General features: G+C 68.3%; 26 protein-coding genes and 1 pseudogene. 7 read left to right on the top strand and 20 right to left on the bottom strand.

The window, feature by feature from the left end; genetic code table 11:
• Window positions 1-418: 418 nt before the first annotated feature.
• Genes cas6e through casB form a run of 4 tightly spaced genes read right to left on the bottom strand, consistent with a single transcriptional unit; the run spans window position 419 to window position 3,793 of the window.
• Window positions 419-1,069 (bottom strand): type I-E CRISPR-associated protein Cas6/Cse3/CasE, encoded by a 651-nt coding sequence (gene cas6e, locus IH45_RS0102055; protein WP_030660272.1) that lies wholly within the window; start codon window positions 1,067-1,069, stop codon window positions 419-421.
• Window positions 1,066-1,839: a type I-E CRISPR-associated protein Cas5/CasD gene (gene cas5e, locus IH45_RS0102050; protein ID WP_030660269.1), complete on the bottom strand. Its 774-nt coding sequence runs from the start codon at window positions 1,837-1,839 to the stop codon at window positions 1,066-1,068. Before cas5e ends, cas6e begins: the two co-directional genes overlap by 4 nt.
• Entirely contained in the window at window positions 1,836-2,963 is a 1,128-nt protein-coding gene (cas7e, locus tag IH45_RS0102045; RefSeq protein WP_030660266.1) for a type I-E CRISPR-associated protein Cas7/Cse4/CasC, read from the bottom strand. The genes cas5e and cas7e overlap by 4 nt, the downstream gene beginning before the upstream one ends.
• Complete coding sequence (casB, locus tag IH45_RS0102040) at window positions 2,960-3,793, bottom strand: type I-E CRISPR-associated protein Cse2/CasB (protein WP_234440397.1); 834 nt, start codon at window positions 3,791-3,793, stop codon at window positions 2,960-2,962. Before casB ends, cas7e begins: the two co-directional genes overlap by 4 nt.
• 215 nt (window positions 3,794-4,008) lie before the next feature.
• Here casB and IH45_RS0102035 point away from each other — a divergent pair, with 215 nt between their 5' ends.
• Together IH45_RS0102035 and IH45_RS1000000148495 are read left to right on the top strand one after the other, a co-directional pair.
• On the top strand, window positions 4,009-4,713 hold the full coding sequence (locus IH45_RS0102035; RefSeq protein ID WP_078897144.1) for a ScbR family autoregulator-binding transcription factor: 705 nt from the start codon (window positions 4,009-4,011) through the stop codon (window positions 4,711-4,713).
• A gap of 238 nt (window positions 4,714-4,951) precedes the next feature.
• A complete protein-coding gene (locus IH45_RS1000000148495; protein ID WP_158812861.1) occupies window positions 4,952-5,599 on the top strand; it encodes a hypothetical protein in 648 nt (215 codons plus the stop codon).
• Window positions 5,600-5,692: 93 nt separating this feature from the next.
• On the opposite strand, the gene IH45_RS1000000148490 is transcribed toward IH45_RS1000000148495, so the two are convergent.
• From IH45_RS1000000148490 to IH45_RS1000000144945, 4 genes are read right to left on the bottom strand one after another with little or no spacing between them, the layout of a single operon-like run.
• On the bottom strand, window positions 5,693-6,217 hold the full coding sequence (locus tag IH45_RS1000000148490; RefSeq protein WP_158812859.1) for a hypothetical protein: 525 nt from the start codon (window positions 6,215-6,217) through the stop codon (window positions 5,693-5,695).
• Window positions 6,218-6,221: 4 nt separating this feature from the next.
• Entirely contained in the window at window positions 6,222-6,518 is a 297-nt protein-coding gene (locus IH45_RS1000000146120; RefSeq protein ID WP_078897142.1) for a hypothetical protein, read from the bottom strand.
• 10 nt (window positions 6,519-6,528) lie between these two features.
• On the bottom strand, window positions 6,529-7,671 hold the full coding sequence (locus IH45_RS1000000146115; RefSeq protein ID WP_158812857.1) for a ParB N-terminal domain-containing protein: 1,143 nt from the start codon (window positions 7,669-7,671) through the stop codon (window positions 6,529-6,531).
• Window positions 7,668-8,330, bottom strand: a complete 663-nt coding sequence (locus IH45_RS1000000144945; protein ID WP_158812855.1) for a ParB/RepB/Spo0J family partition protein — start codon at window positions 8,328-8,330, stop codon at window positions 7,668-7,670. The genes IH45_RS1000000146115 and IH45_RS1000000144945 overlap by 4 nt, the downstream gene beginning before the upstream one ends.
• A 230-nt stretch (window positions 8,331-8,560) precedes the next feature.
• On the opposite strand from IH45_RS1000000144945, the gene IH45_RS01000000142985 reads away from it, so the two are divergent.
• Entirely contained in the window at window positions 8,561-9,292 is a 732-nt protein-coding gene (locus IH45_RS01000000142985; protein WP_050514458.1) for an HNH endonuclease, read from the top strand.
• Window positions 9,293-9,386: 94 nt separating this feature from the next.
• A complete protein-coding gene (locus IH45_RS0102000; RefSeq protein WP_030660235.1) occupies window positions 9,387-9,584 on the top strand; it encodes a hypothetical protein in 198 nt (65 codons plus the stop codon).
• Window positions 9,585-9,697: 113 nt separating this feature from the next.
• Here IH45_RS0102000 and IH45_RS0101995 read toward each other — a convergent pair whose 3' ends face one another.
• Window positions 9,698-10,399, bottom strand: coding sequence for an LbetaH domain-containing protein (locus tag IH45_RS0101995; protein ID WP_030660232.1), 702 nt, complete (start codon window positions 10,397-10,399; stop codon window positions 9,698-9,700).
• A gap of 85 nt (window positions 10,400-10,484) precedes the next feature.
• On the opposite strand from IH45_RS0101995, the pseudogene IH45_RS01000000142980 reads away from it, so the two are divergent.
• Window positions 10,485-11,360: pseudogene (locus IH45_RS01000000142980) on the top strand (glycosyltransferase family 2 protein).
• On the opposite strand, the gene IH45_RS0101985 reads toward IH45_RS01000000142980, so the two are convergent.
• Window positions 11,357-12,469 (bottom strand): NAD-dependent epimerase/dehydratase family protein, encoded by a 1,113-nt coding sequence (locus tag IH45_RS0101985; protein ID WP_050514457.1) that lies wholly within the window; start codon window positions 12,467-12,469, stop codon window positions 11,357-11,359. The pseudogene IH45_RS01000000142980 and the gene IH45_RS0101985 overlap by 4 nt on opposite strands.
• Before the next feature lie 45 nt (window positions 12,470-12,514).
• Window positions 12,515-12,772 (bottom strand): hypothetical protein, encoded by a 258-nt coding sequence (locus IH45_RS0101980; RefSeq protein ID WP_032916641.1) that lies wholly within the window; start codon window positions 12,770-12,772, stop codon window positions 12,515-12,517.
• A gap of 434 nt (window positions 12,773-13,206) precedes the next feature.
• Between IH45_RS0101980 and IH45_RS0101975 the strand changes: the two genes are divergently transcribed.
• Complete coding sequence (locus tag IH45_RS0101975; protein ID WP_050514456.1) at window positions 13,207-14,064, top strand: hypothetical protein; 858 nt, start codon at window positions 13,207-13,209, stop codon at window positions 14,062-14,064.
• On the opposite strand, the gene IH45_RS1000000146110 is transcribed toward IH45_RS0101975, so the two are convergent.
• From IH45_RS1000000146110 to IH45_RS1000000148485, 3 genes are all read right to left on the bottom strand, one after another.
• Window positions 13,998-14,827, bottom strand: a protein-coding gene (locus IH45_RS1000000146110; RefSeq protein ID WP_394298654.1) for an IS5 family transposase whose coding sequence is annotated in 2 segments (ribosomal slippage) — window positions 13,998-14,473 and window positions 14,473-14,827 — 831 coding nt in all. Because the reading frame shifts where the segments join, the coding sequence is not laid out codon by codon here. The genes IH45_RS0101975 and IH45_RS1000000146110 overlap by 67 nt on opposite strands.
• Window positions 14,828-15,311: 484 nt before the next feature.
• Window positions 15,312-15,749 carry a hypothetical protein gene (locus IH45_RS1000000144940; protein ID WP_050514455.1) on the bottom strand — a complete coding sequence of 146 codons (438 nt, stop codon included), beginning with the start codon at window positions 15,747-15,749 and terminating at the stop codon, window positions 15,312-15,314.
• 842 nt (window positions 15,750-16,591) lie between these two features.
• Window positions 16,592-17,233: a hypothetical protein gene (locus tag IH45_RS1000000148485; RefSeq protein WP_158812853.1), complete on the bottom strand. Its 642-nt coding sequence runs from the start codon at window positions 17,231-17,233 to the stop codon at window positions 16,592-16,594.
• A gap of 359 nt (window positions 17,234-17,592) precedes the next feature.
• Between IH45_RS1000000148485 and IH45_RS0101955 the strand changes: the two genes are divergently transcribed.
• Window positions 17,593-17,817 carry a hypothetical protein gene (locus IH45_RS0101955; protein ID WP_030660216.1) on the top strand — a complete coding sequence of 75 codons (225 nt, stop codon included), beginning with the start codon at window positions 17,593-17,595 and terminating at the stop codon, window positions 17,815-17,817.
• Window positions 17,818-17,945: 128 nt separating this feature from the next.
• Here the strand turns inward: IH45_RS0101955 and IH45_RS0101950 are convergent, their stop codons facing one another.
• The 6 genes from IH45_RS0101950 to IH45_RS0101915 all read right to left on the bottom strand — a co-directional run bounded on the left by IH45_RS0101950 (window position 17,946) and on the right by IH45_RS0101915 (window position 22,855).
• Window positions 17,946-18,245, bottom strand: a complete 300-nt coding sequence (locus IH45_RS0101950; RefSeq protein WP_030660214.1) for a hypothetical protein — start codon at window positions 18,243-18,245, stop codon at window positions 17,946-17,948.
• A 317-nt stretch (window positions 18,246-18,562) separates the two neighbouring features.
• Window positions 18,563-18,904 carry a VRR-NUC domain-containing protein gene (locus tag IH45_RS0101940; protein WP_063762938.1) on the bottom strand — a complete coding sequence of 114 codons (342 nt, stop codon included), beginning with the start codon at window positions 18,902-18,904 and terminating at the stop codon, window positions 18,563-18,565.
• Window positions 18,901-19,158 carry a hypothetical protein gene (locus IH45_RS1000000148480; protein WP_158812851.1) on the bottom strand — a complete coding sequence of 86 codons (258 nt, stop codon included), beginning with the start codon at window positions 19,156-19,158 and terminating at the stop codon, window positions 18,901-18,903. The genes IH45_RS0101940 and IH45_RS1000000148480 overlap by 4 nt, the downstream gene beginning before the upstream one ends.
• A gap of 407 nt (window positions 19,159-19,565) precedes the next feature.
• Window positions 19,566-19,754, bottom strand: a complete 189-nt coding sequence (locus tag IH45_RS0101930; protein WP_158812849.1) for a hypothetical protein — start codon at window positions 19,752-19,754, stop codon at window positions 19,566-19,568.
• Between the two features lie 777 nt (window positions 19,755-20,531).
• Window positions 20,532-21,482: a ParB/RepB/Spo0J family partition protein gene (locus IH45_RS1000000144935; RefSeq protein WP_158812847.1), complete on the bottom strand. Its 951-nt coding sequence runs from the start codon at window positions 21,480-21,482 to the stop codon at window positions 20,532-20,534.
• A gap of 668 nt (window positions 21,483-22,150) precedes the next feature.
• Window positions 22,151-22,855 (bottom strand): beta-ketoacyl-ACP reductase, encoded by a 705-nt coding sequence (locus IH45_RS0101915; RefSeq protein ID WP_030660198.1) that lies wholly within the window; start codon window positions 22,853-22,855, stop codon window positions 22,151-22,153.
• Window positions 22,856-23,019: the final 164 nt, after the last annotated feature.

Genomic DNA, 23,019 nt, shown 5'->3' with positions numbered 1-23,019 from the left:
CTGAGCTGCGCTGACGTACGACCCTGGTTGGTGCTGGATTGTGCGATACCTCATGTGTCCGTTAGGCCCTCCTAAGCTGCGCGGGTTTCGCTCGTCGGTGTGCCCGAGACCGCTGCTTTCCTCCGCTCGGGTGATGAGGGGAAGGCGCTCGGGGATCGCGTAGCCCCTACAGCATCGCGCCTGGGGTGAGTTCCGGTCACTGTCACGCCAGAGGGCGTCTGGCGAGATCCCTGACGTCAGCCGAAACGCCGTTCTCGCGGCCGGGACACCCGCGCCTGCGGGGAAGACGCCTGGGCAACCTCCCCCGCCTCCTCCACGATCGAAGCACCCCCGCCCCTGCGGGGAGGACGCCTCGTGCACGGGCCACGGCGACCGAACCTACGGAACACCCCCGCGCTGCGGGGAGGGTCGGGCGTGTTCATCGGGTGGTGGCGGGGGCGAGGCTGAGGAGGCCGGCGCCGTAGGGTTTGGCTCGGCCGATGCCGGTGGTGAGGGCGTGGGTGAGGGCGGTGGGGTTGGTGATGGTGGCGGTGCCGTCGTAGCGCAGGAGGCTGTGGCGCATGGAGGACGCGTCTTTGCCGTGTGGGCGCACGGGCTGCAGCGGGGTGGGGGTGAGGGTGTTCAGGTGGAGGCCGGCGTCGGCGGCGCGGCGGGTCCACCACTGGTCGGCGTCGGCTCCGGTGAGGGGGATGATGCGGCCGCGTTTGCTGCCGGCGGATTTCGGCAGGAGTTCGCGTTTGGAGGGGTTGACGACGATGCGGTAGCGGACGGTGAGGCCTTCGCGCAGCGCCTGGAACATGGGGGCGAGGCTTTTGACCTCGCCGTGTCCGTAGCCGTTGTGGAGGCGGGTGAGGTCGAGGTGGCGGGCCTGGACGAGCAGGGTGCTGGCGGTGTCGGTTTCGTCGATGCGGTAGAGGAGGCCGGCCTGCTGGCGGGCGCTTTGGCCGAGGTGGTCCGGGACCAGGCGCATGGCGGTGCGGTGCATTTCGGTGGCGTCGCGCAGGTCGCGCTGGACGTCGCGGCTGTGCGGGTTGAGCCGGATGCGCGCGAGCAGGGGGTGGTCGGTCATGCGTGGTCCCGGGCGTAGTCGATCAGTCGGGGGAGCAGGGTGTGCTGGGGGCCGGCGAGGGCGGCGGGGAGCTGTTCGGTGCTGCGGTGCAGGGTGCGTGAGCCGTAGGCGCGGGCCTGGGGGGAGAAGCTGAGCGGGATGTCGTTGACGCTGACAATGTCGGAGCCTGTGCCGGGCTGTCCGTTGGTGGGCGGGTGTTCGTAGAGGAACGGGACGGCGAGGGTGGTGGTGTCGGGGCTTTCCGGCTGGGTGGTGCGGCTGAGCGGGACGCGGGTGCGCAGTTCCGTCTCGGGGTCGGCGGCGTGGGCGTGCAGCAGGAGCGGCTCGTCGGGCACGCAGGAGCGGCGGCCGAGGTAGGGGGCCCAGCAGGGGCGGCGCAGGGCGCGGGCCAGGCGGTCGATGGTGGGGTCGGGTCCGGAGACCGCGACGACGAACACCGCGTCGGCCAGGTAGTGGCGGCGGGTGATGACGGCGGCGCCCTTGTTGCTGCCGCCGCTGGTGGCCGCCGTACGGGAGGTGGGCCGGCCGCCGCCGGCGGTGTGGTAGTCGATCAGCGGGGTGCCGGGCCGGTCGATGCGGATGGTGAACCGCAGCGGCCGGTAGCGGTGCAGGGCGCCGGTGTCGTCGCGGCTGATGCCTTCGGCGGCGGCGAGCATCCCGGTCAGGGCGGAGCGGGTGGGAAACGGCGCCGTGTCGCGCACTGGGGCGAACGCGGAGCGTTCTCCCCAGGACTGTAGCGGTCCGGCCAGGCGCAGGATCAGTGCGCTCATGCCGGTTGCCCGGTGGCGGGAAGGGCGCTGTCGACCGCGGCTTGGGTGAGCTGGTCGAAGGAGTCGTGGGCGTCGCCGATCCCGGCCAGCTGCTCGTTGGGGGCGATGGTGGTGTGGCCGTGGAAGCGGCGGCGGCGCTGGCCGGTCAGCCGGTTGATCTGCGTCGCGTAGGAGGCCAGCGCGGTGCGCGAGGCGGGGGAGAACCCGCCGCGGCCATCGGCGGTCACGGGGGTTTCGAAGGCGGCGGCCAGCGAGATGGGACGGTGCTCGCGCACGGCGAGGTAGGCCAGGTCGGGCAGGGTGTGCGGAGCGGTGCTGTTGCGCTTGGCCTGGGGCAGGGAGAACAGGAAATGCTCGACGAAGGACTGCAGCACGGTGCGGGCCGCCTGGGTGTCGCCTTCCAGGTTCTTGACCAGGTCGGTGACGTTGACGGTGGCGTAGCGGTAGAAGACCCCGGCGCTGAACTCCGCGGTGTCCAGGTGGCCGCTGCCGGTTTCCGTCTCGCCGGTCCAGTCGTCGACGGCGGTGAAGTAGTCGCGCTGGGGCTCGGCGGCGTGCGTGGTGAAGGCATGGGCGACCTGCGCCGCCCCGTCGACGTTGGCGCCGGGCACCTCCGCCAGCATGCGGCCGAGCAGGCTGATGGAAGCGGTGCGCTGCTTGAGGACTTCCTCGATCCGCTCCGCGGGCAGCAGCCGTCCCGGCTTCTTGGCCGTCTGGCCCTTCTCCAGCGCCGCACGGTGATCGGAGCACACCGCGGCCAGGTCCTCGATCGCCGCTGTGGGCACGAACAGCAGCACGGAGGTGTGCCCCTCCTTTTCCGTGCCGATGCCCTTCTTCCCGACACTGGCGACCACCTGCTCTCCCGCGAACTCCGCCAGCGGCTGCGGCCAGCCCGCGTCCTCCAGCTTCTGACGGACCTTGACGGGCACCATCCGGGTCCGCACCGCTTTCTCGCCGAGGTCGGTCTCCACGCCGTCGCGGATCACCCGCTTCCAGGACTGGCTGGAGACCCGGATGCGGGGGGCGTCGCCGTACCTGACCTGCTTGGGCGAGCCCAGGTCGTCCCGGTTGAGGTTGGCGACCGGGACCGACTGCAGGGCGCTGAGATCCAGGTAGAGGCTCATGACTCGTTCTCCTCGGTGCGGTCGTTGAGGGGGTTCGGTACGGTCAGGCTGGCCGGGTTCTCGGCGTGCAGGACCCGGAAGTAGCTCTCCAGCCAGCGCGTGGCGATGCGGTCCCGGTCGCGGTCCCAGCGGGCGAGGTCCTCCAGCAGCACGGCCCAGTCCACCGCCACGCCCCCGTTGGCCAGCTGCCGGGTGAGGGCCGGTAGCCCGGGGTGGATGTTCTCGGCGCTCTGCCGGCACATCAGGTGCAGGACGTCCTCGGCCGTCCGGGCCTTGAGCACGCCGCTGGCCGCGGCCTGTCCCAGGCAGGCACCCAAGTTCGCGCGTGCGAACCAGTTCTCCGGCGGCCGCCCCTCGCTCCAGCCCGCCGGCTCGGCGCCGCGTACGGCTCGGGGGCGGGCCGCGATGAGGGCGGCCACCGCGTAGTACGCGCGCCGCTGCTCGCGGGGGACCTGCTTGCCGTGGGCCGGGGCGAGGAAGGGCACCAGGTAGCGGTGGAGGTAGTTGCAACGGTCGACGGGCAGGCCGAGCCCGCGGCGCAGCTCGGCGCGCGTGCGGTTGGAGGCACACAGCTCCTGGACGTAGGCGATGAACCGGTCGGAGGCGCGCTGCGTGCTCATCAGCCGCTTGTCGCTCGGCGGCTCCAGCCCGCGCTTGTACTTGTCGATGCCGTACCCCTGCGGGTAGGCGACGCGGTCGGAGTTGATCGCCGGGTCCGCGGCCAGCTTCCGCCCGATCGTCAGCCAGTCCACCCCGGCCAGCTTCAGATCGATGGCGTCGGCGCGGCGCTGGGTGATGGCGGCCCGCGTGGCACGATTGGGGCGGCCCATGCACAACTCCCTGGGCCCCGCGCCGTCCCTCCATGATCTCTGACTGAAGCCACCAGCCGCTGACCTGCGGACTTCGAATGTCTGAACGCGACTGCGGCACCGGGAACCGGCGTCTACACGCAAGAAGGAGAAACGTCCCCGCTGGCCTTCAGGTCGAACTCGCAACACAGGGACGGGGGCGGCGACCGCGAGCCGGGGATGCGAGACCGTGCAGAATGATCAACTTTGCCGCTCGGGACCTCAATGCGACAGAACGCTCGGTTTTTTCGTACTATCCGTACGGTTGCCGAGGGAAATGGTGTAACACGGTGCAGGAACGGGCGGTCAAGACGCGGGAGGCGATCCTTCAAGCGGCTGCCGAGCTAATCGACGAGTACGGATTCAGCGAAGCGAGCGTCAACAAGATCATTAAGCGCGCCGGGGTCACCCCAGGCGCCATGTATTTTCACTTCGAGTCTAAGGAAGCCCTCGCCCAAGCGGTCATGATCGGTCAAGGCGACGGGCTGGAGATGCCGCCTGGGGAAGACGGCCTCCAGCGGCTGATCGACCAGACGCTCTACCTCGCCGGCGAACTTCAGACCAACCCGAAGCTGCGCGCCGGAGTGCGCCTTGCGATCGAGCAAGGAGACTTCGGCCTCCAGGATGCTTCCCCGTACAACTACTGGATCGATGAATTCGCCGGGCAGCTGAAAGCCGCGCAGGCCAAGGGGGAAGTGCTACCGGACGTAGATGTGCGGGAACTGGCCTGGACGCTGGTGGCCTCCTACTCCGGCACCCAACTCCTATCCCACATCTCCACGCGCCGCACCGACCTGTACCACCGCGTGACTAACCTGTGGAAGTACCTGTTGCCGGCAGTCGCTGCCCCCGCTGTCAGACCGCTGCTGTCCTTCAGCAGACAGTGGGACCGGGCCTCATGAGGAGTCAGCCGCCAAGACCAACCTGCGGGACGCCCACGGCGGCCTGACCACTGGGTGGTGAGGAACAAGCCAGTGGAGGGGGGCTTGATCCTCGATGCCCGCCCGGCGAGTGGCCGAATGCACCTGACGACCGCCCTGGCAGTCCGCCCAGGCCCGCGGCAATCGATGCGAAGACGAGGCGTAACGATCAGGCATCGGCGCAACACTGGGGGCGGCCCCGATGTGTGATGCTCACGCCATGGTCAGCAAGGACACCCCAACTCACGAGCACGGCCAGGCCGAAGGCTCCGCTCAAGAAGCAACCTCGGCACCCACGAAAAGCCGTCACCCAGCGACGAACATGCTGGCCCTCACTGCCGCGGTCTCTTTAGCCGTCGGCGGCGGTGTCGGCTATGCCGTCGCACGCATGTCTAGCACCGCGAACCCTGCGACGTCCGGTCGGTCCACTCCTGCCATTTCCGGCATCGACCAGAAGAATGCCTGCAAGATCGTCAGCAGCGATATGCAACGGCAGCTCAGTGTAGTGAAGGCAACTCCTATGTCTGAGGACAAAGGAGCGGCTTCGTGCTACCTCATGATGACGGAGGAAGGCGCCACTGATCCAGCTGGCTTCGTGGTCGCCTTCTACCCCACTGCGGAGGCGTTGCAGCAGACGGTGGACGGAACAAACGCGATACCGGAGAAGGCGGAGCCCCTGATGATCGGGGGCCGTGCCGCTGCCCGCCAAGTTCTCTACGGTGAGACTTGGAAGGCGCAGCTGACTGTCGATCTTGGTAACGGGGCGACGCTGTACATCGAACGATTCGGGCCCAAGGACTCGCTGTCGCAACGAGAGCTGAGGAGATCTGTGGACGACCTAGCCTCAAGTGTCCTGCAAAGCGCGTAACGCTATGACCTGCACGCTCTGCCCCTCGCAGCCCGTACGCATCAGTCGGCAGCGTCGTCTCTGAGATGCGCATCCCGGAGACGACGCAGCGCCTCACTCCAACGTCAACTGCCGTGGGCCGTCGGTGATTCCGCCGCGCGGAGGGTGCGGAGTATCGGGCACGTCGCGATGTGTGTGGAGCCACCAGGCGAACTGCCAGTTCCGGCAGGTGCGGTACCGGTATGACGACCGTCGGGGCGCGTCCTGCGGAATGCTGTGTTCTCCCCACCCCGTGATTGGCGCCGCATCGGAGAGCCGTACGCGCAGGCCGCCCACAAGGGCGTCACCCTCCCACGTCGCGCCCGATGCATACTCAAAAGCCAAATGAGCGTTGCGGGCCCAGTCCCACGGGATGGGTAGAGCACACAAATACCAGGCGGCAGGGGGATTTTCTGCCGGCAGATCCAAGGTCTGGGTGCGTCGATTCGGGTTGGCGTTGTACCGGTCGCTCTCTGCGAAGGTCTTCAAGCAGTGTTGGGACAGGTCGAGTTGACGCACGCCGGCCAGCCACATGATGCGGTAGCTGGCGCGGCTCTCTATCTCTATGCGAACCCTTTTCGAGTCCGCCCATGATTTCATTCCTCTACCCCTCCAAAATGGCATTCCTATCCTTGATCAATTCTATCAGAATTCCGACAATTCCCTCATGTTTATTGTGTCGGAATTCATTGGGGTAGGGCATGTTGAACTCGTTATCGAGGGCTTCCTTGTAGTCCTCGATCGGGAAGGGGCGCGGCTTGCGGCACACCGCCTTGAGCGTGGCCCGTGTCGTGTCGCTCAGCTCCACTTCCTCGAAGTAGCGCGACAGCAGCCCCCGCAGCGACTCGGGCGTGTGATACCGGATCCGCTGCCACTTCCCCCGTGTGAAGCGCATGTCCACGTTGTGTGCATCAAGGAAGCTCAGCCGGGTCGAGTCGCGGCTGATGGAGTGCTCGGAATTCTCGTAGGCCAGCTCCCGGTCCAGGTTGCGCGTGCCGATGCACACCTGCCCGTCCGCCGCGCACAGCGCGTTGACCGCCAGCAACACCCAGTGCTGGTACTCCAGGGATGTCGTCGCGTTGATCACCGAGTCCAGCACCACGACCTCGAAGAGGCCGTTCGCACGCAGGTCGCGTTCCAGGCCGCGGATCTGCCCGACGATGCTGCGAATGTCCAGCGCGTACTTGCCCTTCAGGGTGCGGTACGGCTCGTAGTCCTGCGTCCTGCACCCGGTAACCGCTCGTACGCAGGTGCCGGGCGTAGTCGCCATGGCCGGCACCGAAGTCCACCACCCGGTGCGAGGTCGTCAGCCACGGCAGCACCAGCCGCTCCCACACCTCCGACTTGTAGCGCACCTGGTCCTTCTTCGCCTTCGAGGAGTGCTCGCGAAGCCGGTTGGGCTGAACGATGTGCTGGTTCCACACCGGCGCCTGCTCCTCCAGGCCGGACCAGTCGTACACGCCGTACTCACCAGTGAGGTCTTCGACGAGCTGCCCAGCGTCGAACGAGGCCACCGTCCACGCCAGCACGTCGAAGCGTTGCGTCTTGGCGACTGCCGCGTACTCCGCGTTCAGCACGACGCGGCCCTGGTCATCGATGACCACCGACCCCCACGGCCCGTGCGCCGCGGTCATGAACGCGATGGCCTGCTGGAACGGCAGGTTGTTCGAATCCTCCACCTCGATGGTCTGCCACGGAATCCAGCACCACTCGCCAATCGGCCCCGGCCCCGCGTAGACCACCGACGACTCGGTCTCGACCCGGTTGTGAAGGAGATTGAACTTGATCTCGTCCTGCAACCTGACCTTCTGCGGCAGGATCATCGCCGGTGTCGTCGTCTCCCCGATCGCCTTGAGGCCCTTGGTCCTCTGGTGGCCGGCGACCAACGTCCCGTCCGCATTCAAGATCACCGGCTTCACCACACCGTGGCGACGCAGCGAACCCTGCAGACGCACGAACGACTCCTCGGACAGGTGCCGCGGGTTGTAGTCGGCCGGCCGCAGCTTCACCAGCGGATACGCCGGGTCGAAGCGCACGTCGAGACGGTTGCTCACGCCACGTCCCCCTCGCGGGCCTGGTGCTCCTCGTTGAGAACGTGCCACCCGAAGCCCATGTCCGAGTCGTGCGCGTCGACGAACTGCCGGTACAACGCGTCCAGCAACTCGACCTCGGCCTGAGTGATCCGCACTCGCGTCGAGGACCACTGAAGGTAACCCCACTGCAAGTAGTCCACCATGGCCGCAGCCCCCGTCCCCGCCCCGTCGCTGGGCAGCTCGATCGGCGCCGGCAGGGCCGTGTCATCGAGGAGCTGGTCCAGCTGCGCCTGGTCGTAGCCGGTGCCCTGGAGGTCGGGCAGATCGGTGAGGATGTCGGCGAGCAGCGCCGTGTCGTATCCAGCCAGATCATTGGTGCGGTTGTCGACGATGACGATCTTCGCTGCCGCGTCGTCGTTCACGTCGAGCCAAGTGACCGCGATGTCGTCCCAGCCGAGCCGCTTGGCAGCCTTCAGCGTGTGGTTGCCCGCCAGAACCTCGTTCGGCCGACCGGTCAATGAGCCCTTGTTGACGACGATCGGCCGGTACTGGCCGTTCGTGGACAGCGACTCGGCAATCGCATCGAGATCACCGGTGCGCGGGTTGCGGTGGTAGACGGCAAGCTGATCGACAGATACGGCCAGGTCCGCGAGCGAAGCTGGGATACGAGAGGTGGACACGGAACTCCAGCCCCACGCCCGCATCCGAGCCTAGGCGACCAGAGCGTTGTCTCCCTTGGCGCCTGGCCCATAGCCCGTCGTGCCGGGAACAGGCGCTCGATGCTGCACTGGCCTGCCGCCTCGGCGCCGCGAAGCTGCCGTAAGGTTGCCGCGAGGTTGCCGCGGCGAGTAGTGTCCCTCTCGTGCACCGGACGTGCGCCCATGAATCAAGTTGGAACGGAGGAGCAAGGATGGATGCCGCGCGAAAGCCGCCGGACTGGCGGGACACCAAGGTGGGGACCAAGGTACGCGCGGCGGCTTGGCTCGCGACGGTCGTAGGGGAGGGGAACATGTTCTCGCGCAAACAACTCCACGAGGCGTTCCCTGATGTGGCGAACATCGATCGTCGCCTGCGCGATCTCCGAGGGGACTACGGTTGGGATATCAAGGTCTTCAGGGGCGCCCCCGAAGGGGCGGACATGCAACTGGTCAAGATCGGCGACCCGGTGTGGGACCCAGCGCGCACCCGGAGAAGTCGTCCCCTCGTGTCGGCGGCCGAGAGGATGTGGATTCTCGAACGTGATGGCTTTCGCTGCACCTCGTGCGGCATCTCAGCCGGGGAATCGCACCTTGACTCGGGCGACCCAGCGCAACTGTACGTGAGGCACGTAGTTCCGATCTCTGAGGGCGGAAAAGCGGGCGTAGAGAACATGGTGACCTTGTGCAACAGCTGCAACGCCGGTGTCCGCGCCCTCGGCGACAGTGCTGCCCGGCTGGCGAAGGTTTCTCGCTACGTCTGCGACTTGCCTGCTCGCCAGCAGACCATCCTCCTGGCGTGGATGGCGAAGGGAGAGCGGTCCCCCTCGCCGGTTGAACGGGCTTGGGCCATGTACCGGCACCTTAGCCCCGAGCTGCAGAAGATCGTGCGGCAAAAGCTCGCAGACGAGGTCGAGCGCACCGCTGACGCTGAAACCGAGGTTTGACCGTAAGCTCCGCCGACCCCACGCACCTTCCACAGCAACACGGGGTCGGCGGCCGTCACACACCCATCGCAATACGAGAGGAGGTGACACCTCCATGATGACCTATTCCTCGCAGGGGCTCCCCCTGCCGAGCCCCAAGCTGTTGCTGGAGCTGCTGGTGCTGCTCCTGATCGCACTGTGCTTCCTGATCCTTACGGGAAGCTACAGCCCCGAGCAGCTTGGCCAGTTCCTGGGCGCGCTTATCGCTGTGCTGCTCCCGAGGGCGGTTGAAGCCCGGATCAGGCTGGCATGACGCGAGCGGTGGCAGCGACCTACGTAGCGGGAAGCTGCCACCGCCTTTTCCGAAAGGCTTCTCGTCCCCCGGTCTGACCGCATCTGCCGGTACGAGACCAGGAGAGTGTCGCCTTACGGGCTGACGTTGCGGGGTGAGGACCGGCGGATGCTGACCTCTGCGGTGTGAGGCGCGGTGATCACGTTGTTGGCATCGACGGCGCGGCCGGCGAGGGTGACGCCGCTGGCGATGCGGCAGTGGGGGCCGATGGCGATGCCGGGGCCGAGGCTGATGTCGTTGCCGGTCTGGCAGCGGTCGCCGAGGATGCCGCCGAAGCGTGGGGTGCCGCAGCGGTAGAGGCCGTCCGGCACGCGGAAGATGATCTCGCGGTCGGGGTGGCGCAGGTCGGTGTTCCACAGGCTAATGGCGGCGACGGTGAGGGTGGCGGACAGGTGGGCGTCGGCGCCGACGAGGGTGCGGTTGATGCCGATGCGATGCCCGAGCACGGCGCGTTCGCCGACGAAGCAGCGGGTGACCTCGCAGTTGAAACCGACGCGGGCGCCCGCGCACAGCACGCTGCCGTCGCGGACGGCGGAGAACTCGTACACCCGCACGTGCGGGCCGATGATGACGTCGTCGCCGGTGATCGCGGACGGGTGAATCTGCGCGGTGGGGTGGATACGGTCGCGCACGCCGGCCAGGGCCTGGCGGTGCAGGCCGGTCCAGTGCCGGAGGAACTCCGCCAGATCGGCCTTCTCCAGGCGCCCGTAGGGCCCGTGGGCCAGGTGGCCGGTGCGCGGCGCGCTGAGGTAATCGCCGAGGATGAGCTGAGGCATGAGTGCTCCGTCGGTGAGGTGGGGCGAGACTGGGGTCGGGGCGGTTAGCATCTCGGGCAACCGGCCGGCAGAACGGAGTTCATCGGTGCGTCACCCCCGTATCGGCGTCGCCGTGCTGACCATGGGCAACCGCCCGGCGGAGCTGCGGGCGCTGCTCGACTCGGTCGCCAAGCAGGACACGGCCGCACAGCGGGTGGTCGTCGTCGCGAACGGTTCGCCGTTGCCGGAGCTGCCGGAGTGAGTGACCGGCGTGGAGCTGGACGAGAACCTGGGCGTCTCCGGTGGCCGCAACGTCGCGCTGCGCACGCTCCGGGAGTTCGGCGATGTGGATGTGCTGGTCGATCTGGACGACGACGGGTTGCTGATCGCCGCGGATGTGTTCGTCCATATCGCGGAGCTGCACGCGGCGGATGAGCGGCTGGGCATTGTCAGCTTCCGTATCGCGGACGAGACCGGCCCCACTCAGCGCCGCCACGTTCCCCGCTTGCGGGCGGGGGATCCGCTGCGCGGTGGTGAGGTCACTACCTTCCTCGGTGGCGGGCACAGCCTGTCGATGCGGATGCTGGAGGAGATCGGGGGCTGGCCGGAGGAGTTCTTTTTCGCGCACGAGGAGACGGATTTGGCGTGGCGGGCGCTGGATGCCGGCTGGCGGATCGTCTACGAGCCGCAGCTGGTGCTTCAGCATCCGCGGACCTCGCCGACCCGGCACGCGGTCTTCTACCGGATGGTGGCCCGCAACCGGGTGTGGCTGGCCAAACGCCACCTGCCCGCCCTTCTCGTCCCCGTCTACCTGGGCGTCTGGACCGCCCTGACGCTGGCGCGGACTCGCTCGATCGGCGGGCTGCGGGCGTGGTTCGGCGGGTTCGCCGAAGGCGTGCGCACCCCGTGCGGCCCGCGGCGGCCGATGCGGTGGCGCACGGTGTGGCGCATGACCCGCCTCGGGCGCCCGCCGGTCATCTAGGCCCCCACCGGGTGGTCGTCCGGGCTCTGCCACTGCTCGGGCACGGCTTGCGGATGCGTGTCCAGCCACCGCGCGTACCGCCGTACGCCGTCGGCGAGCGGCACGGACGGCCGCCATTCCAGGACGTTGGTCATCCGGTGGGTGCTGGCGTAGCCGCCGAGCGGGTCCCCAGGCGGCAGGGGCGTCTCCAGGAACGTGGCCTGCGGGTAGTGCTCGCGCACCAGCTCGGCCACCTTCCGCACGCTGGTCGGAACGCCGGTGCCGACGTTGACCGTCTCGTGGTGCGCCCGCGGCGCGACCAGGGCCCGTACGGTGGCGGCCGCCGCGTCTTCGACGTGGACCAGGTCACGGATCTGGTGGCCGCCGCCGTTGAGGTGCAGTGGCAGGCCGCGGGCGGCCCGAGCGGTGAAGTGGGCCACCACCCAGGAGTGGCTGCCGGGCTTCACCACCTGCGGCTCGCCGTAGATGCTGAAGTACCGCACCACCGCGTACGACGTGCCAGCCGGGCGCAGTACCAGGTCGGTCTGCGTCTCGGCCCATGCCTTGGTGTTGGCGTACACCGACAGCGGGCGCAGCGGGGCCTGTTCGTGGAAGCGGGGTGGGGTGCGGCCGTAGACGGCTTCGAAGAGTTCGCGCACGGTGCGCAGCTCGGGGCAGGGGGAGGCCCAGTCGTCGGTGCTGCCGTTGCCGTAGACACTGGCAGAGGAGGTCAGCACGAAGCGCCGGATCCGGTCGCCGGCGGCCACCGCGTCCAGCAGGACCTGCGTGCCGATGATGTTGGTGCGCAGTGCCGCCATCGGCTCGCGCGTGCAGGCCGCGACATCGGCCAGGGCGGCGGCGTGGATGACGTAGTCCGAGCGGCGCACCAGATGCCGCACCAGCTCCGCGTCCTGCACGTCCCCGGAGATCACGTCAGGACTGGCCGGGGTGATGCCGAAGAGGTCGCGGTAGACGGTGCGGGGGTAGGCGTCGAGGGTGCACAAGGACAGCGGGCGGGCGCCCAGGGTGCGCAGTAGGCCGGTGATGCGGCTGCCGATCAGTCCGGCCCCGCCGGTCACCAGCACGGTACGGCCGGCGAGCGGCCCGGGCAGGTCGAGGCTGGGATGCACGGTTCCTCCTTGAGCGGGAAACGTGGTGGGGGGAAGCAGGTCCGGTCACTCGGGCATCGCACGCCGGGCCTTGGCGCGCCGCGCGATGGCCTGCTCAACCTGAATGGCGAGCAGCTCCGCCCGGCCCGACCCCAGACTCAGCACGGCCTCCTCAGTGGTGCCGTCGGTGAAGTGCACGGTGACCGGGAGCCTGATCTCTCCGGCGTCCGCGTCGAAAGCCAGGTCGCGGTCGGCAGGTGCAACGTGGCTGACCGCAACCCGCTGCCCGGCCGGCTCCGGCGGGCGGTTCGATTCCCAGCGCATGTCTTGGCGCTCCCGTGTCTGCGTACCGACAACTGGTCTGCTTGTGTCTGCAGTTCAGTGAAAGGGCGGGTAGACCGCCGGGGGAGGGGGCAGGGCGTAGTCCCGTGTAGGTCCGCGTAGGTCAGGAAGGGGCGCCGATGCCGAGGAACCAGGTCATCGCGCAGCTCATCAGAAACGCGTGCGCCGAGCGCGGGTGGGGACCGACCGACCTGGCCCGGGCGGCAGGCCGAGCCGAGAGCGGCGACTCGGGGCGGGTCGAGCGCCAGTACGCGCGCCGCTGGCTCACGGGGGAGCGCACCCCCGCATACTGGTGGCCCTTCGTCGCCCAGGTGTTAGATCTGGATGTTCACGCGATCGACGTGCCGGACACATACCCTCCAGCGGATGCCAGCATCGATACCGTGGCCTCAGCCTTGGAGTTGGGAAGGAGCGACGTGGACCGCCGGAACTTCGTCACCGCGTCCAGCGGTTACGCCCTCGCCGCCCTCGGCCTGCCCGACCCGGACAGCATTACCCGCCGCATGAGGAATTCGCCCGCCGGTGTGGTGCGCGTCGGCAAGGGCGAGGTCGCCGCCGTCCAGCGCATGGTCATCTCGCTCGGCGACTCCGCCGCCGAACTCGGCGGCGGCCACGCCCGCCACCTCGCCGTGCGCTACCTCACCGACGACGTCGCCCCCTGGCTCAATGGCTCTTTCACCGAAGCCACCGGCCGCGCGCTCTTCGCCGCCGCCTCCCAGCTGGTGCACCTGGCCGGATGGATGGCCCAGGACGAAGGCGACACCCCCGAGCTCCACGACCTGGCCCAGGGCTACTACGCACACGCCTTCCGCCTCGCCGCCGAAGCCGACGACCCCGAACTGTCGGCCACCGCCCTGCGCGGCCTGGCCGTCCAGTGCATCGACCTCGGCTTTAGGGCCGAAGCCGTCCAACTCGGTGAAGCCTGCGTCGAACACGGCAAAAACCTCGACAACGCCCGCGCCATCGCCTACTACGAAGCCACCCTCGCCACCGCCGCAGCCCAGGACGACGACCGACACCTGGCCACCAAACACCTCGCCGCCTCCGAAACAGCCATCGGCCGCCCGGCCGCCGCCACCCCCGGCGACTCCTGGGCGGCCCACTACTCACCCGGTCGCTGGGCCCACGAATCCGGCCTGATCCTCTCCCGCCTCGGCGACCTGCCCGCCGCCGAAGAACACCTCCACCTAGGAGTTGTCTTCAAATGTCACGCCCACATCAGGAGCGATGCAAGAGTGACGGCTGCTTGGCAGGACTCGGCGGTCTTCTCGTAGCGGGTGGCGATGCCACGCCACTGCTTGAGCCGGTTGAAGCACCGCTCCACGACGTTGCGCCGCTTGTACAACTGCGTGTCGAACGCTGGCGGGCGCCCTCCCCGGCTGCCGCGCCGGAGCCGGTTGCGGACCTGGTCGGCGCGCTCGGGGATGGTGTGGCCGATGCCGCGGCGTCGCAGCCAGGCCCGTATCGCGCGGGAGCTGTAGCCCTTGTCGCCCAGCACGTGGCCTGGCCGTACCCGGGGCCGACCGACACCGACCCGGGGCACACGGATCGCCTCCATCACGGTGGTGAACTGCGTGCAGTCGTTGGTGTTGCCGCCCGTGACCGTGAAGGCGAGCGGGCGCCCGACGGCATCGCAAGCCAGGTGAATCTTGCTGGTCAGGCCGCCCCGGGAGCGTCCGAGTGCGGGGCTTCGGCGCCCCCTTTTCGGGCCCCGGCGGCATGCTGGTGGGCGCGTACGACGGTGGAATCGACCGAGACCAGCCAGTCGATGTCCCCGGCCGCGTCCGCACGGGCCTGGGCGGCCTGGAGCATCCGCTCGAACGTGCCATCCAGGGCCCAACGGCGAAAACGGGTGTGCAGTGTCTGCCACGGACCGTACCTCTCGGGGACATCCCGCCAGGCCGTGCCCGTGCGGAACTTCCACACGATCCCGTTGAGCACCCTTCGGTCGTCCACCCGCTTGCGCCCCCGCAACGATTCAGGCAGCAGCGGCCGGACGAATTCCCACTCCTCGTCAGACAGTTCATGGCGGCGTATCACCCGACCATGATCCACTATTCAAGATCAGTTGAAGACACGGCCTAGCCCTCGACATCCACGGCCTCGACCGCCGCCGCACCCGCGCCATCGTCCACGCCGACCTCGCCGGCGTACGCCTACGCCGAGGCAACCTCGACGGAGCCCTCGCCTCCTGGAACACGTTCCTCAACTGCGCCGACGGCATCCGCTCCGTCAAGGTCCAGGCGGCACTGCAGGACATGCGCGTACGACTGCGCCGCTACGAGGGAATGAGCGAAGCACAACAGCTCCGGCAAAAGGCAGCCCGTCTCCATTAGCTGAAACCGTCTCGGCCTCGATGGCATGTGACGCCAACGGACCGCCGATGCTGCGGGGAGCCCCCGAATCAGAAGCCTTCTATTTAGTCGATGGTCAGGCCATATCCGACGTACACGACAGCTGCCTGCGTAGTGTCTGGGAAGCTCGCTCCGCGAGCAAGTCCGAGTCGCATTGCTGGCCGTTGTTAACCTGATTCTTCGTCGGCGCCTCCGTAGTCGGGATGTGAGAAGCGGGGCTGGGAAGTAGCGGGAGGATCGTCGGCTTGGCTGGTGGGGTCGGGTTGCGAATGGTCCCGGGACTGAACCTGACTGACACTGCCGCGGCGCGGTACGCAGCGGCTCGGGTCGCGGATGTCGGCGTCCGCTGGGTCGGTCAGGGACTGTCGCAGGAACGGGAGGATGCCGTGCTCCATGAGCGCCTTTTGCCAGGCGTTCCGGGCAAGGGCTACTTCCTGCGCTAGGAGTTGTGTCTCGCTGGCCTGAAAGCGGTCGATGTCTGCGGCGTTGCGCAGCAGTTTCGTCATGGAGGCGATCACGCCCACGATGGTGAGTGCCGCGAGGGCCCAGCCTGTGCTGATGGCTGCCCGGGCGGCGGACGGGGCGGCGTCGACCGCGCGCAGCACGAAACCGATGAGTAGGAAGAGCAGCGTGAGGATACCCGCCAGTAGTAGAAGGCGTCTTGGAGCCGCCGCGATCGGTCCGGTCTTCCATGGTGCGTCAGAGGTGTGGCCCGGCCACGGTGCGGCAGGGGGGTGGCGCGGCGTGGATCTCACGGAGATCAGCTTCGGCCGGTGCTCTTCCTCGGGCAGAGAGTTCGGGGCTCGGCGAGGTGGCTCGTGCTTTGATTCGTGGCCTCGCTCCTCCGAGACCCGTGCCGCGTAACGGCGTACGTGTGCGTCAGCTGCTGTGTCTCTTCTCCCATGTCCTTGCCAGCCGTCAGCGCCCCGCGCATGTCCCGGCGTGCGTAGCTCATGGCGGAGCCGTACGTAGTGCTGGTATTCGACCGTCGCGCACGCGGCGATGGCGTTTGTGGCGCTGAGCGCCAGGGCGCGCAACTGCTCGGTGTTGAGGTGCCCTCGCGCCGGGGGTGCCGTTCCCGGGCGGGGGAGCGTGGTGCGCAGCGCCTCGTCGAGGAACTGCGCGAAGTCCGCGCGGTCCTCGCTCAGCAGGTGTGAAGGCTTGGCTGTCGGCCGCATCAGTGGGGCCTCGGGCGAGTGGTGGGTGTGCTGGTCCGTCTCCGGTCCGATCTCCGGCGGTTGGACGGTGGGTGAGGGGGCCGGGGTCCGGGCAGTCTCGGCGACGACAGCGGGCCGGGGGCGTCGTAGCGGGATGCCGAGAACCGCAGACGTGATGCGCCGTCCGAGCGGCACATCTTTCGGACGGGCCCAGCGGGGATCCGAGATGGCCCTGTGGGTGACGCCGAGCACTGCGGCTGTGATGGGGCGCTGCCCGGAAGCTCGGGCTTTCATGCGGGCTCCTCCTGACCGCTGACGGAATCCGGTGGCGCGGTGCTCGCTCTCCTGGGCTGAGCGCCGGAGGGAGACGCGGGCTGGCCGTCGACGTGCCGCAACTTCCCGTGCCGGGACGGCTTTTCCGGCTCCGTGATCTCGCCATCCGTGCGATTGGTGTCCGCCCTCTCCGCGCCGGCTCGCGCTTCACCGGCTTGAGCAGAAGCATGTGCCGCAGGCGGCAGAGGCGGGGTGCTGGCCGGGCCGGCCTCGGCGCTTGCGACGGCTTCACTAGTTGGCTGCGGCGCTCCGGCGACCGCTTCGCTGACGAACCGCAGCTGGGCCATCTGGGTCAACAGCGCGGGTGCTGATGCGCCTACGGCAAAGGTCGCGTACACGCCGTTGATCTGCCCGGTCATACCGAACAGTGCTGCGGCGCCGCCTCCCATCACTGCGTGAACAACGAGTGCGATCGGATCGGCGACTGGGTCGAAATAGTCGCTGAACCGGAGCCTACCGTTCCCTGATTCGGCATCATCAGAATGCTGACGTTGAAAGCGGCGGGCGTCCTGCCACTCCATGAGGCAGTTGTACGCATCGATGATCCCGCGCAGGGTGCCCCCTGCGGCTCCCACCAAGATCAGTAAACCGGTGCCCACAACTCCTCCATTACGCGCGGAGTTACGCCTCGCATGGGGCCTCGGAGCCAGCGTAGGGTCGGGCAGTTGCACAGCGGAAGACCGAAGCTTCGCAGTGGACACCGTGCCCGCTACGTGAGAATGACGGTTGCGGTAGCAGGCGTGTTCGCTCTTGGGCGGATAGCGGACGTGATCACTTCTGCCAGCTCCGCCGGCGTCGGCACCCGCGACGTCATCGCGTACGTGTGGACCAGCAACGTCAAGCCCTCCTGGAGGCGGAACAGGGCGCGAACACCGCAGATAGCAGCCCGCCTCCTCGGCTGAACCCGTCTGGGCTCCGGTGACGTGCGCTGTGAGCAGGGCATCTGCACGCTGAGAATATGGCCGTACCGCCCGTGATCGTGCATCCCCCGCCGCCGACTGGTGGCCGGCGCGTGACCGTACGCGGAGAGGTCGCTGGACTGGAGTACGACAGGCGAGACGTGCAGGAGTTCTTGCGGCGCGCAGGAGTAGCGGAAGACGCCGACGCCATCCCGCTGGACGACCCGCGGCTGGTGGAATGGAGGGGCGGCGGGCCGGAAGAGTGGGGCGATGCCGAGAGCTGAGTGCGTCGTCCGCTACCGCCTTCGACAGGTCGCTGCCGCCTGCGCGCCTGACGAAGCGGGCAGCGTCCGGGCGCAGCGAGACCCCGCGGACGGGGGATGCCGCGGGGTCTCACCATCGAGCGTACATCTCATGCAGGTGTATGAGGCAACTGTCGTGATTGGCTGCCGGAGCACGCGCCGACGTAGCGGGCCCAGACCTCGGCGCCTCCGTCCTTCGTGCCGTGGGCCTTGGCCTCGAACGCGCCTGCGGGCCGGAAGGCAGCGAGCTTGCCCGTACGCACCCGGTGGGCCTGGTTCGAGGCCCGGTTCATGGTGTCGTGGGTGTCGATGTGGGCCCAGTCACCGGGGCGGCCTTGCAGCGCCTGCGCGGTCTCGTGGGTCTCCTGGCTGCGGCGGGGGACAGGCGGAGTGTCGAACCGTACGTGCATCAGGTTGTGTTTCTCCCTGGTGGTCGGTAGGTGTGGTGGCGGTTTCGGCAAGGTGCCGGATGCGGTTGGCTGCGCGCCATTGGCTGTCCACCAGGTGTTCGCATAGCTCGTTGGACAGACGGGCGATCTCGGCCAGAACCGCCTCGAGGTGGGGCGGGGCTTGCGGGCCGGGGGTGGTGCCGGTGGTGTCAACCATGAACATGCCGTGAATCAGCGGTAGTTGCAGCGGCAGGTGTTAGTGATCAGGTTGAAGTAGCTGTCGCAGCTGTTGCACCAGGGGCCGGGCGCCGGGGCGGTGTCTTCGGTGCGGTCAGCTGTCATGGTGAGTTCCTTGTCCATGGTTCGGGGAGTTGGGCTCGGGGCCCATCGGGGGCGAGGGTGGCGACGATGAGGCTGAGGTCTTTGGGGCGCCACAGGGCGGTTTCGAAGCCGCAGGCTGCGAGGTGGGTGAGCCATTCGCGTTGGGCGGGTCGGATGCGGCCGGTGTCCGTCTTCAGCTCGGCGAACAGCGTGCGTTTGGTCTGGGGATGGCCGTACACCTCGTCGGGCCAGCCAGCGTCGGAGCGGCGACTGTTGTGGGTGTGGTAGGCCAGCGTCCAGCCGCGTGCGGCGGCGAGTTGGCGTACGTGCCGGCGGAACTGTTCTTCGGTGACGCTCACGCCGCTTTCACCCGCCGAGGGGCGATGGCCGCTTCGAGGTCGGCTCGGTGCCGGGCTGCGTCCGGGTCTGGCGCCGGAGTGTGCCGCGGACGGATCGCTACCGCCCGCGCGGGGCGGCGGTGGCGTTCCTTGAGGAGTTCGGGCAGGGGCGCCCGGTGGTGTTCTTGGAGGATCTCGCTCATGGGGCGGCCGTATCGCTCGGCGATCAGTGCCTCGTACAGCTCTGAGTCGTAGGGGGTGGTCTCGGCAGGCATCTGGTTCTCCGTGGGTGGGCCGGGGCCCGCTGTCGGAGGAGCGGGCCCCGGCCGGAGGGGTGGCCCGTATCGGACGGGCCTTCCGGGCGGGCTGGGCGCGGGGGGTCGCTGCCCGTCCGGAGGTCGGATTGTTGTGTGGCCGTGCCTTGGGCCTGACAACGATCACGAATCTAACATGACGAAAGGCAGCGGCCTATTTCTTGGTCTGAGTCGGTTGAGAACGGCGAGCTCGGCAGCGCGGCAGGGGGTGTCTGTCAGCGCGCCGGGCCAGCGCACCATCGCCAGCGTTTCGCCAGTGAGGGGATCCTCGGCGTGTCCGTTCACGTACCCGAAAGGCCGCGGCCGGTCCCGTTGGCAGTGGATGGGGGTTACGCCTGTATGCGGCCGGAAGTCCGCGCGGACGTCGTTCACTTGGTGCCCCCTGTGTGGCGTGAGGCGATCAGTTCCAGGCCGCGCCCCCATGCGGCGGAGACGGGTTCGTTGAACGCGCAGTCGCCGTGCTGGCTCTCTTGAAGGCCGGCCCGCCAGTCTTCCGGGCCGCCCGGCCGGTTGCGGGTGAAGTGCTGGATCGTGCCGTCTGTCAGCGTGAAGCTCACGTGCAAGACTCCGTCGGGTCCGGTGGTGGCACTGGTGTGCTGCCCGGTGGTGAGGGCGTGGTGAGCGAGCATGTCGCCAGTTCGCACGGCTGTCTCTATTATAAAGTAGCGGCCTATTTCTGGTTAGTGAAGCGAGCCGTAGCCGTTGCAGGTCTCGCATGTGTCCGCAGTGGCGGGATTGGTCCCGTCGGGGCAGTGGGGGCAAGGGTGCCACCACCCGGTGCCGCGGCACTGCTCGCACTCGCGGACTTCCTCGTGGGGACCGCGGAGGAAGGTGACGACGGTGCGGCCCTCGCACTCGTCACATTCGCCGGGGCTGATTCCGAGGGTGCTGTAGCAGTCGACCGTGGTGAACGTGGCGAGCATAGGGTTCCTTTGTGTTTGGGGGCGTGTCCGGTGCGCTCTTCCGCCGGCCGGAAGCGGACGTGGTGAACAGGGCAATCGCGGCGGGCGGCACGGAAGAGGACACCCCACTCAGAAAAGAGGCTCCTGCCCCTGAACGTCTCTCTGCCTACAGGGGCGGCTGCGGCTGGCCTGTACAGGGGGCGCCGCCTCTCCGAACAGAGCGGGGGTGCCGGACGCATCTGGGATGGCTGCGATACGCACCGGCCCGGTGGGTATGTCGAGTGTCCATGTGCTGGGAAGGCGGGCATCGAAGTCGGACTTGGTCATCGTCTGCCACTGTGGTCGCTCGGTGCGAGCGGACATAGGGGGCTCCTTCTGGCTGGGGAAGGTTGCTGAGGTGAGGGGCGGGGCTCGCGGCCCCGCCCTCTGGCGTCAGGCCGCCACCAGCTCCGGCTCCGTATCCGCCACGGCTTCCGGGTTGACCTGGACCAGCTCTTTGGCCTCGGAGCGTGCCTTGGCCTGCTTGAGCTGGAAGCGCGCCTTCGTCAGAGACTCCGCTACGCGATCCAGCTGCTCCAGGCGCGCCCCGACGCCTCCCTCCAGGGCCTGCGCGAGCTTCAGCGGGTCGCTGGCTCCGATCTCGTCCAGCATCGCGCGTACATGCTCGATCTTGTCGAGCGTCGTGCGGGTCTTCTTCTGCGCTGCCGCGCGCTCCGTGCGCTGCTCCTCCGTCAGCTCCTCTGTGATCATCAGTACGGCCTGCTCCTGCTGCTGGCGCATGGCGTAGGCGAAGTGCACGATCTCGTTGTCCGAGGCGAGTTCGCCACGGCTGAACTTGGCGAGCAGGGACGCCTGGGTGGCGTGACTGAGTGCCGCGATCTGCACTGCCGCCTGAGTGCCGATGGTCTTGGCCTCCACGAGCTTGGCGACATCCTCGCGCAGGTTCAGCAGGGCCAGGCGGAGCTTGACGTACGCCGTGGTCTTGCTGAAGTCGGCGGCTACGGACTCCGGGGTCGCGCCTTCCTCCTCGTCCAGGATGCGCTGGAAGGCTCGTGCCTCCTCCAGGGGCGTCATGTCCTCGCGGTTCACGTTCTCGCTGACCGACCGCTTGAAGCGGCGGAGTTCGCTCTTCTCGCTGGTGATGGTGGCCCGGATCTTGGTGCGCTTGAGCAGCTGATGGGCGCGCCACCGGCGCTCGCCGGCGACGATCTCGTATCCGCCGCGCTCGTTGTCGGGCCGGACCTCGATGGCCTGCATGAGGCCGTATTCGTCGATGGAGGAGGCGAGTTCCTGAAGGGCCGCCTCGTCGAAGTGCTCGCGGGGCTGGCGGGGGTTGCGGTGGACCTGGCTCATGTTCAGGACGCGCTGCACTGGTTGCTCCAAGAGGTAGGTGGTGAGTTCTCCCCTCAACCATTAACTAAGTTCTACTATGGTTCGTGGGGATGTCCACTCGCGGTGACCCAGCCAGGTGTGACCTGGCGTACGTCACTGCCCCGCAGCGCGGGCCGAGCAGGAAGAGCAAAATGCCCGTGGGGCGCCGGTTTCCCGGCGCCCCACGGGCTCCCCTCCTGCTCCCCTTCAGGGCGTGAGCGCCTGACCCCCGTCCACGCGCTCACGCCACCGCCGGACCTCAACAGGCGCACCTGCCAGCAGGGCGGTAGAACAGTCGCGGGCGATCGGACACCGGGCGCACACTGCTGCCGCCCCCGTGTCGTCTCCTTCACTGGACGATTGGCACGAGCTCGCTGTGACACATCGAGCCGCGCTCCAGCGGATCGGCATCGCCAGCCGGTCCGACTCGCTGTGCAGGTAGCTCAGCACGCGGCCGGTCGCCGCAAGGTCCCGCTCCTCAGTGCCCGGTCGCCCAACCCGAGGCTGCTTCGACAGCGCCAGAATGCGCTGTATATCAATCACGTCACTCCTCGCCAAGTCAGGCTGTGTACCGCCTGCCCCTCCTATTGACGCGCCCTGCCCCCGTGGCGGCCGCCCGGCCCGAGCGCGGTGCCGGGCAGCCGCAAGATGCTTCTCCGCCGGTGTGGCCGAGCCCCCGGTCAGTGCCCCATGCCGGCGCCGCCGTCGACAGGAATGACGGCACCGGTGATGTACGACGCCTCATCGCTGGCCAGGAAACGCACTGCCGCCGCGATCTCCTTCGGCTTGGCGGCCCGGCCCGCGGGGATCTGCTTGACCATGCTGTCCTTGAGGTCCTGGGAGAGCGAGGCGGTCATGTCGGTCTCGGTCAGTCCAGGGGTGACGACGTTGGCCGTGATGCCCCGAGAGCCAAGCTCGCGGGCGATGGAGCGCGAGAAGCCAACCAGCCCTGCCTTGGCTGCCGCATAGTTAGCCTGTCCCGCCTCGCCGCGCAGGCCGACGGTCGAGCCGACGAAGATCATGCGGCCCTTGCGGGCCCGCAGCATGCCGCGGGTGGCCCGCTTGGCCAGCCGGTACGCCGCCGTGAGGTTCGTGCCGATCACGTCGCCGAAGTCCTCTTCGGACATGCGCATCAGCAGGGTGTCCCGAGTGATCCCCGCGTTCGCCACCAGGACCTCGACGGGCCCGTGCGTTTCCTCGATCTGCTGGAACGCGGCCTCGACCTGCTCAGGATCGGTGATGTCGCATTTCACGCCCAGCACGCCGGCGGGTGGCTCGCCTGAGCGGTAGGTGACGGCGACTCTGTCACCGTTGGCGACCATGGCCTCTGCGATCGCCAGCCCGATGCCTCGGTTACCACCGGTGATGAAGACGCTGCGACTCATGGGTACCTCTCAGTTGGTGCTCTGGTGCTCAGCTCTGCCGTTTGCCGTGGCAGAGCGCCCGAGAGGCCGGTATCCGTGACCGGGTGGCCCCTGCGGTGCAGCAACCCTCGCACAAAAGGAACGCTCGCTTTTGATCGCTCCTGACTACACAGCGTAACCGGTAC

Origin of the sequence: Streptomyces rimosus subsp. rimosus, assembly GCF_000720725.1 — a bacterium.
In the GTDB taxonomy this organism is placed as follows: Bacteria; Actinomycetota; Actinomycetes; order Streptomycetales; family Streptomycetaceae; genus Streptomyces; species Streptomyces rimosus_A.
The sequence above is the reverse complement of the archived record's forward strand: the minus strand, read 5'-3'. Positions and strand labels throughout refer to the sequence as shown.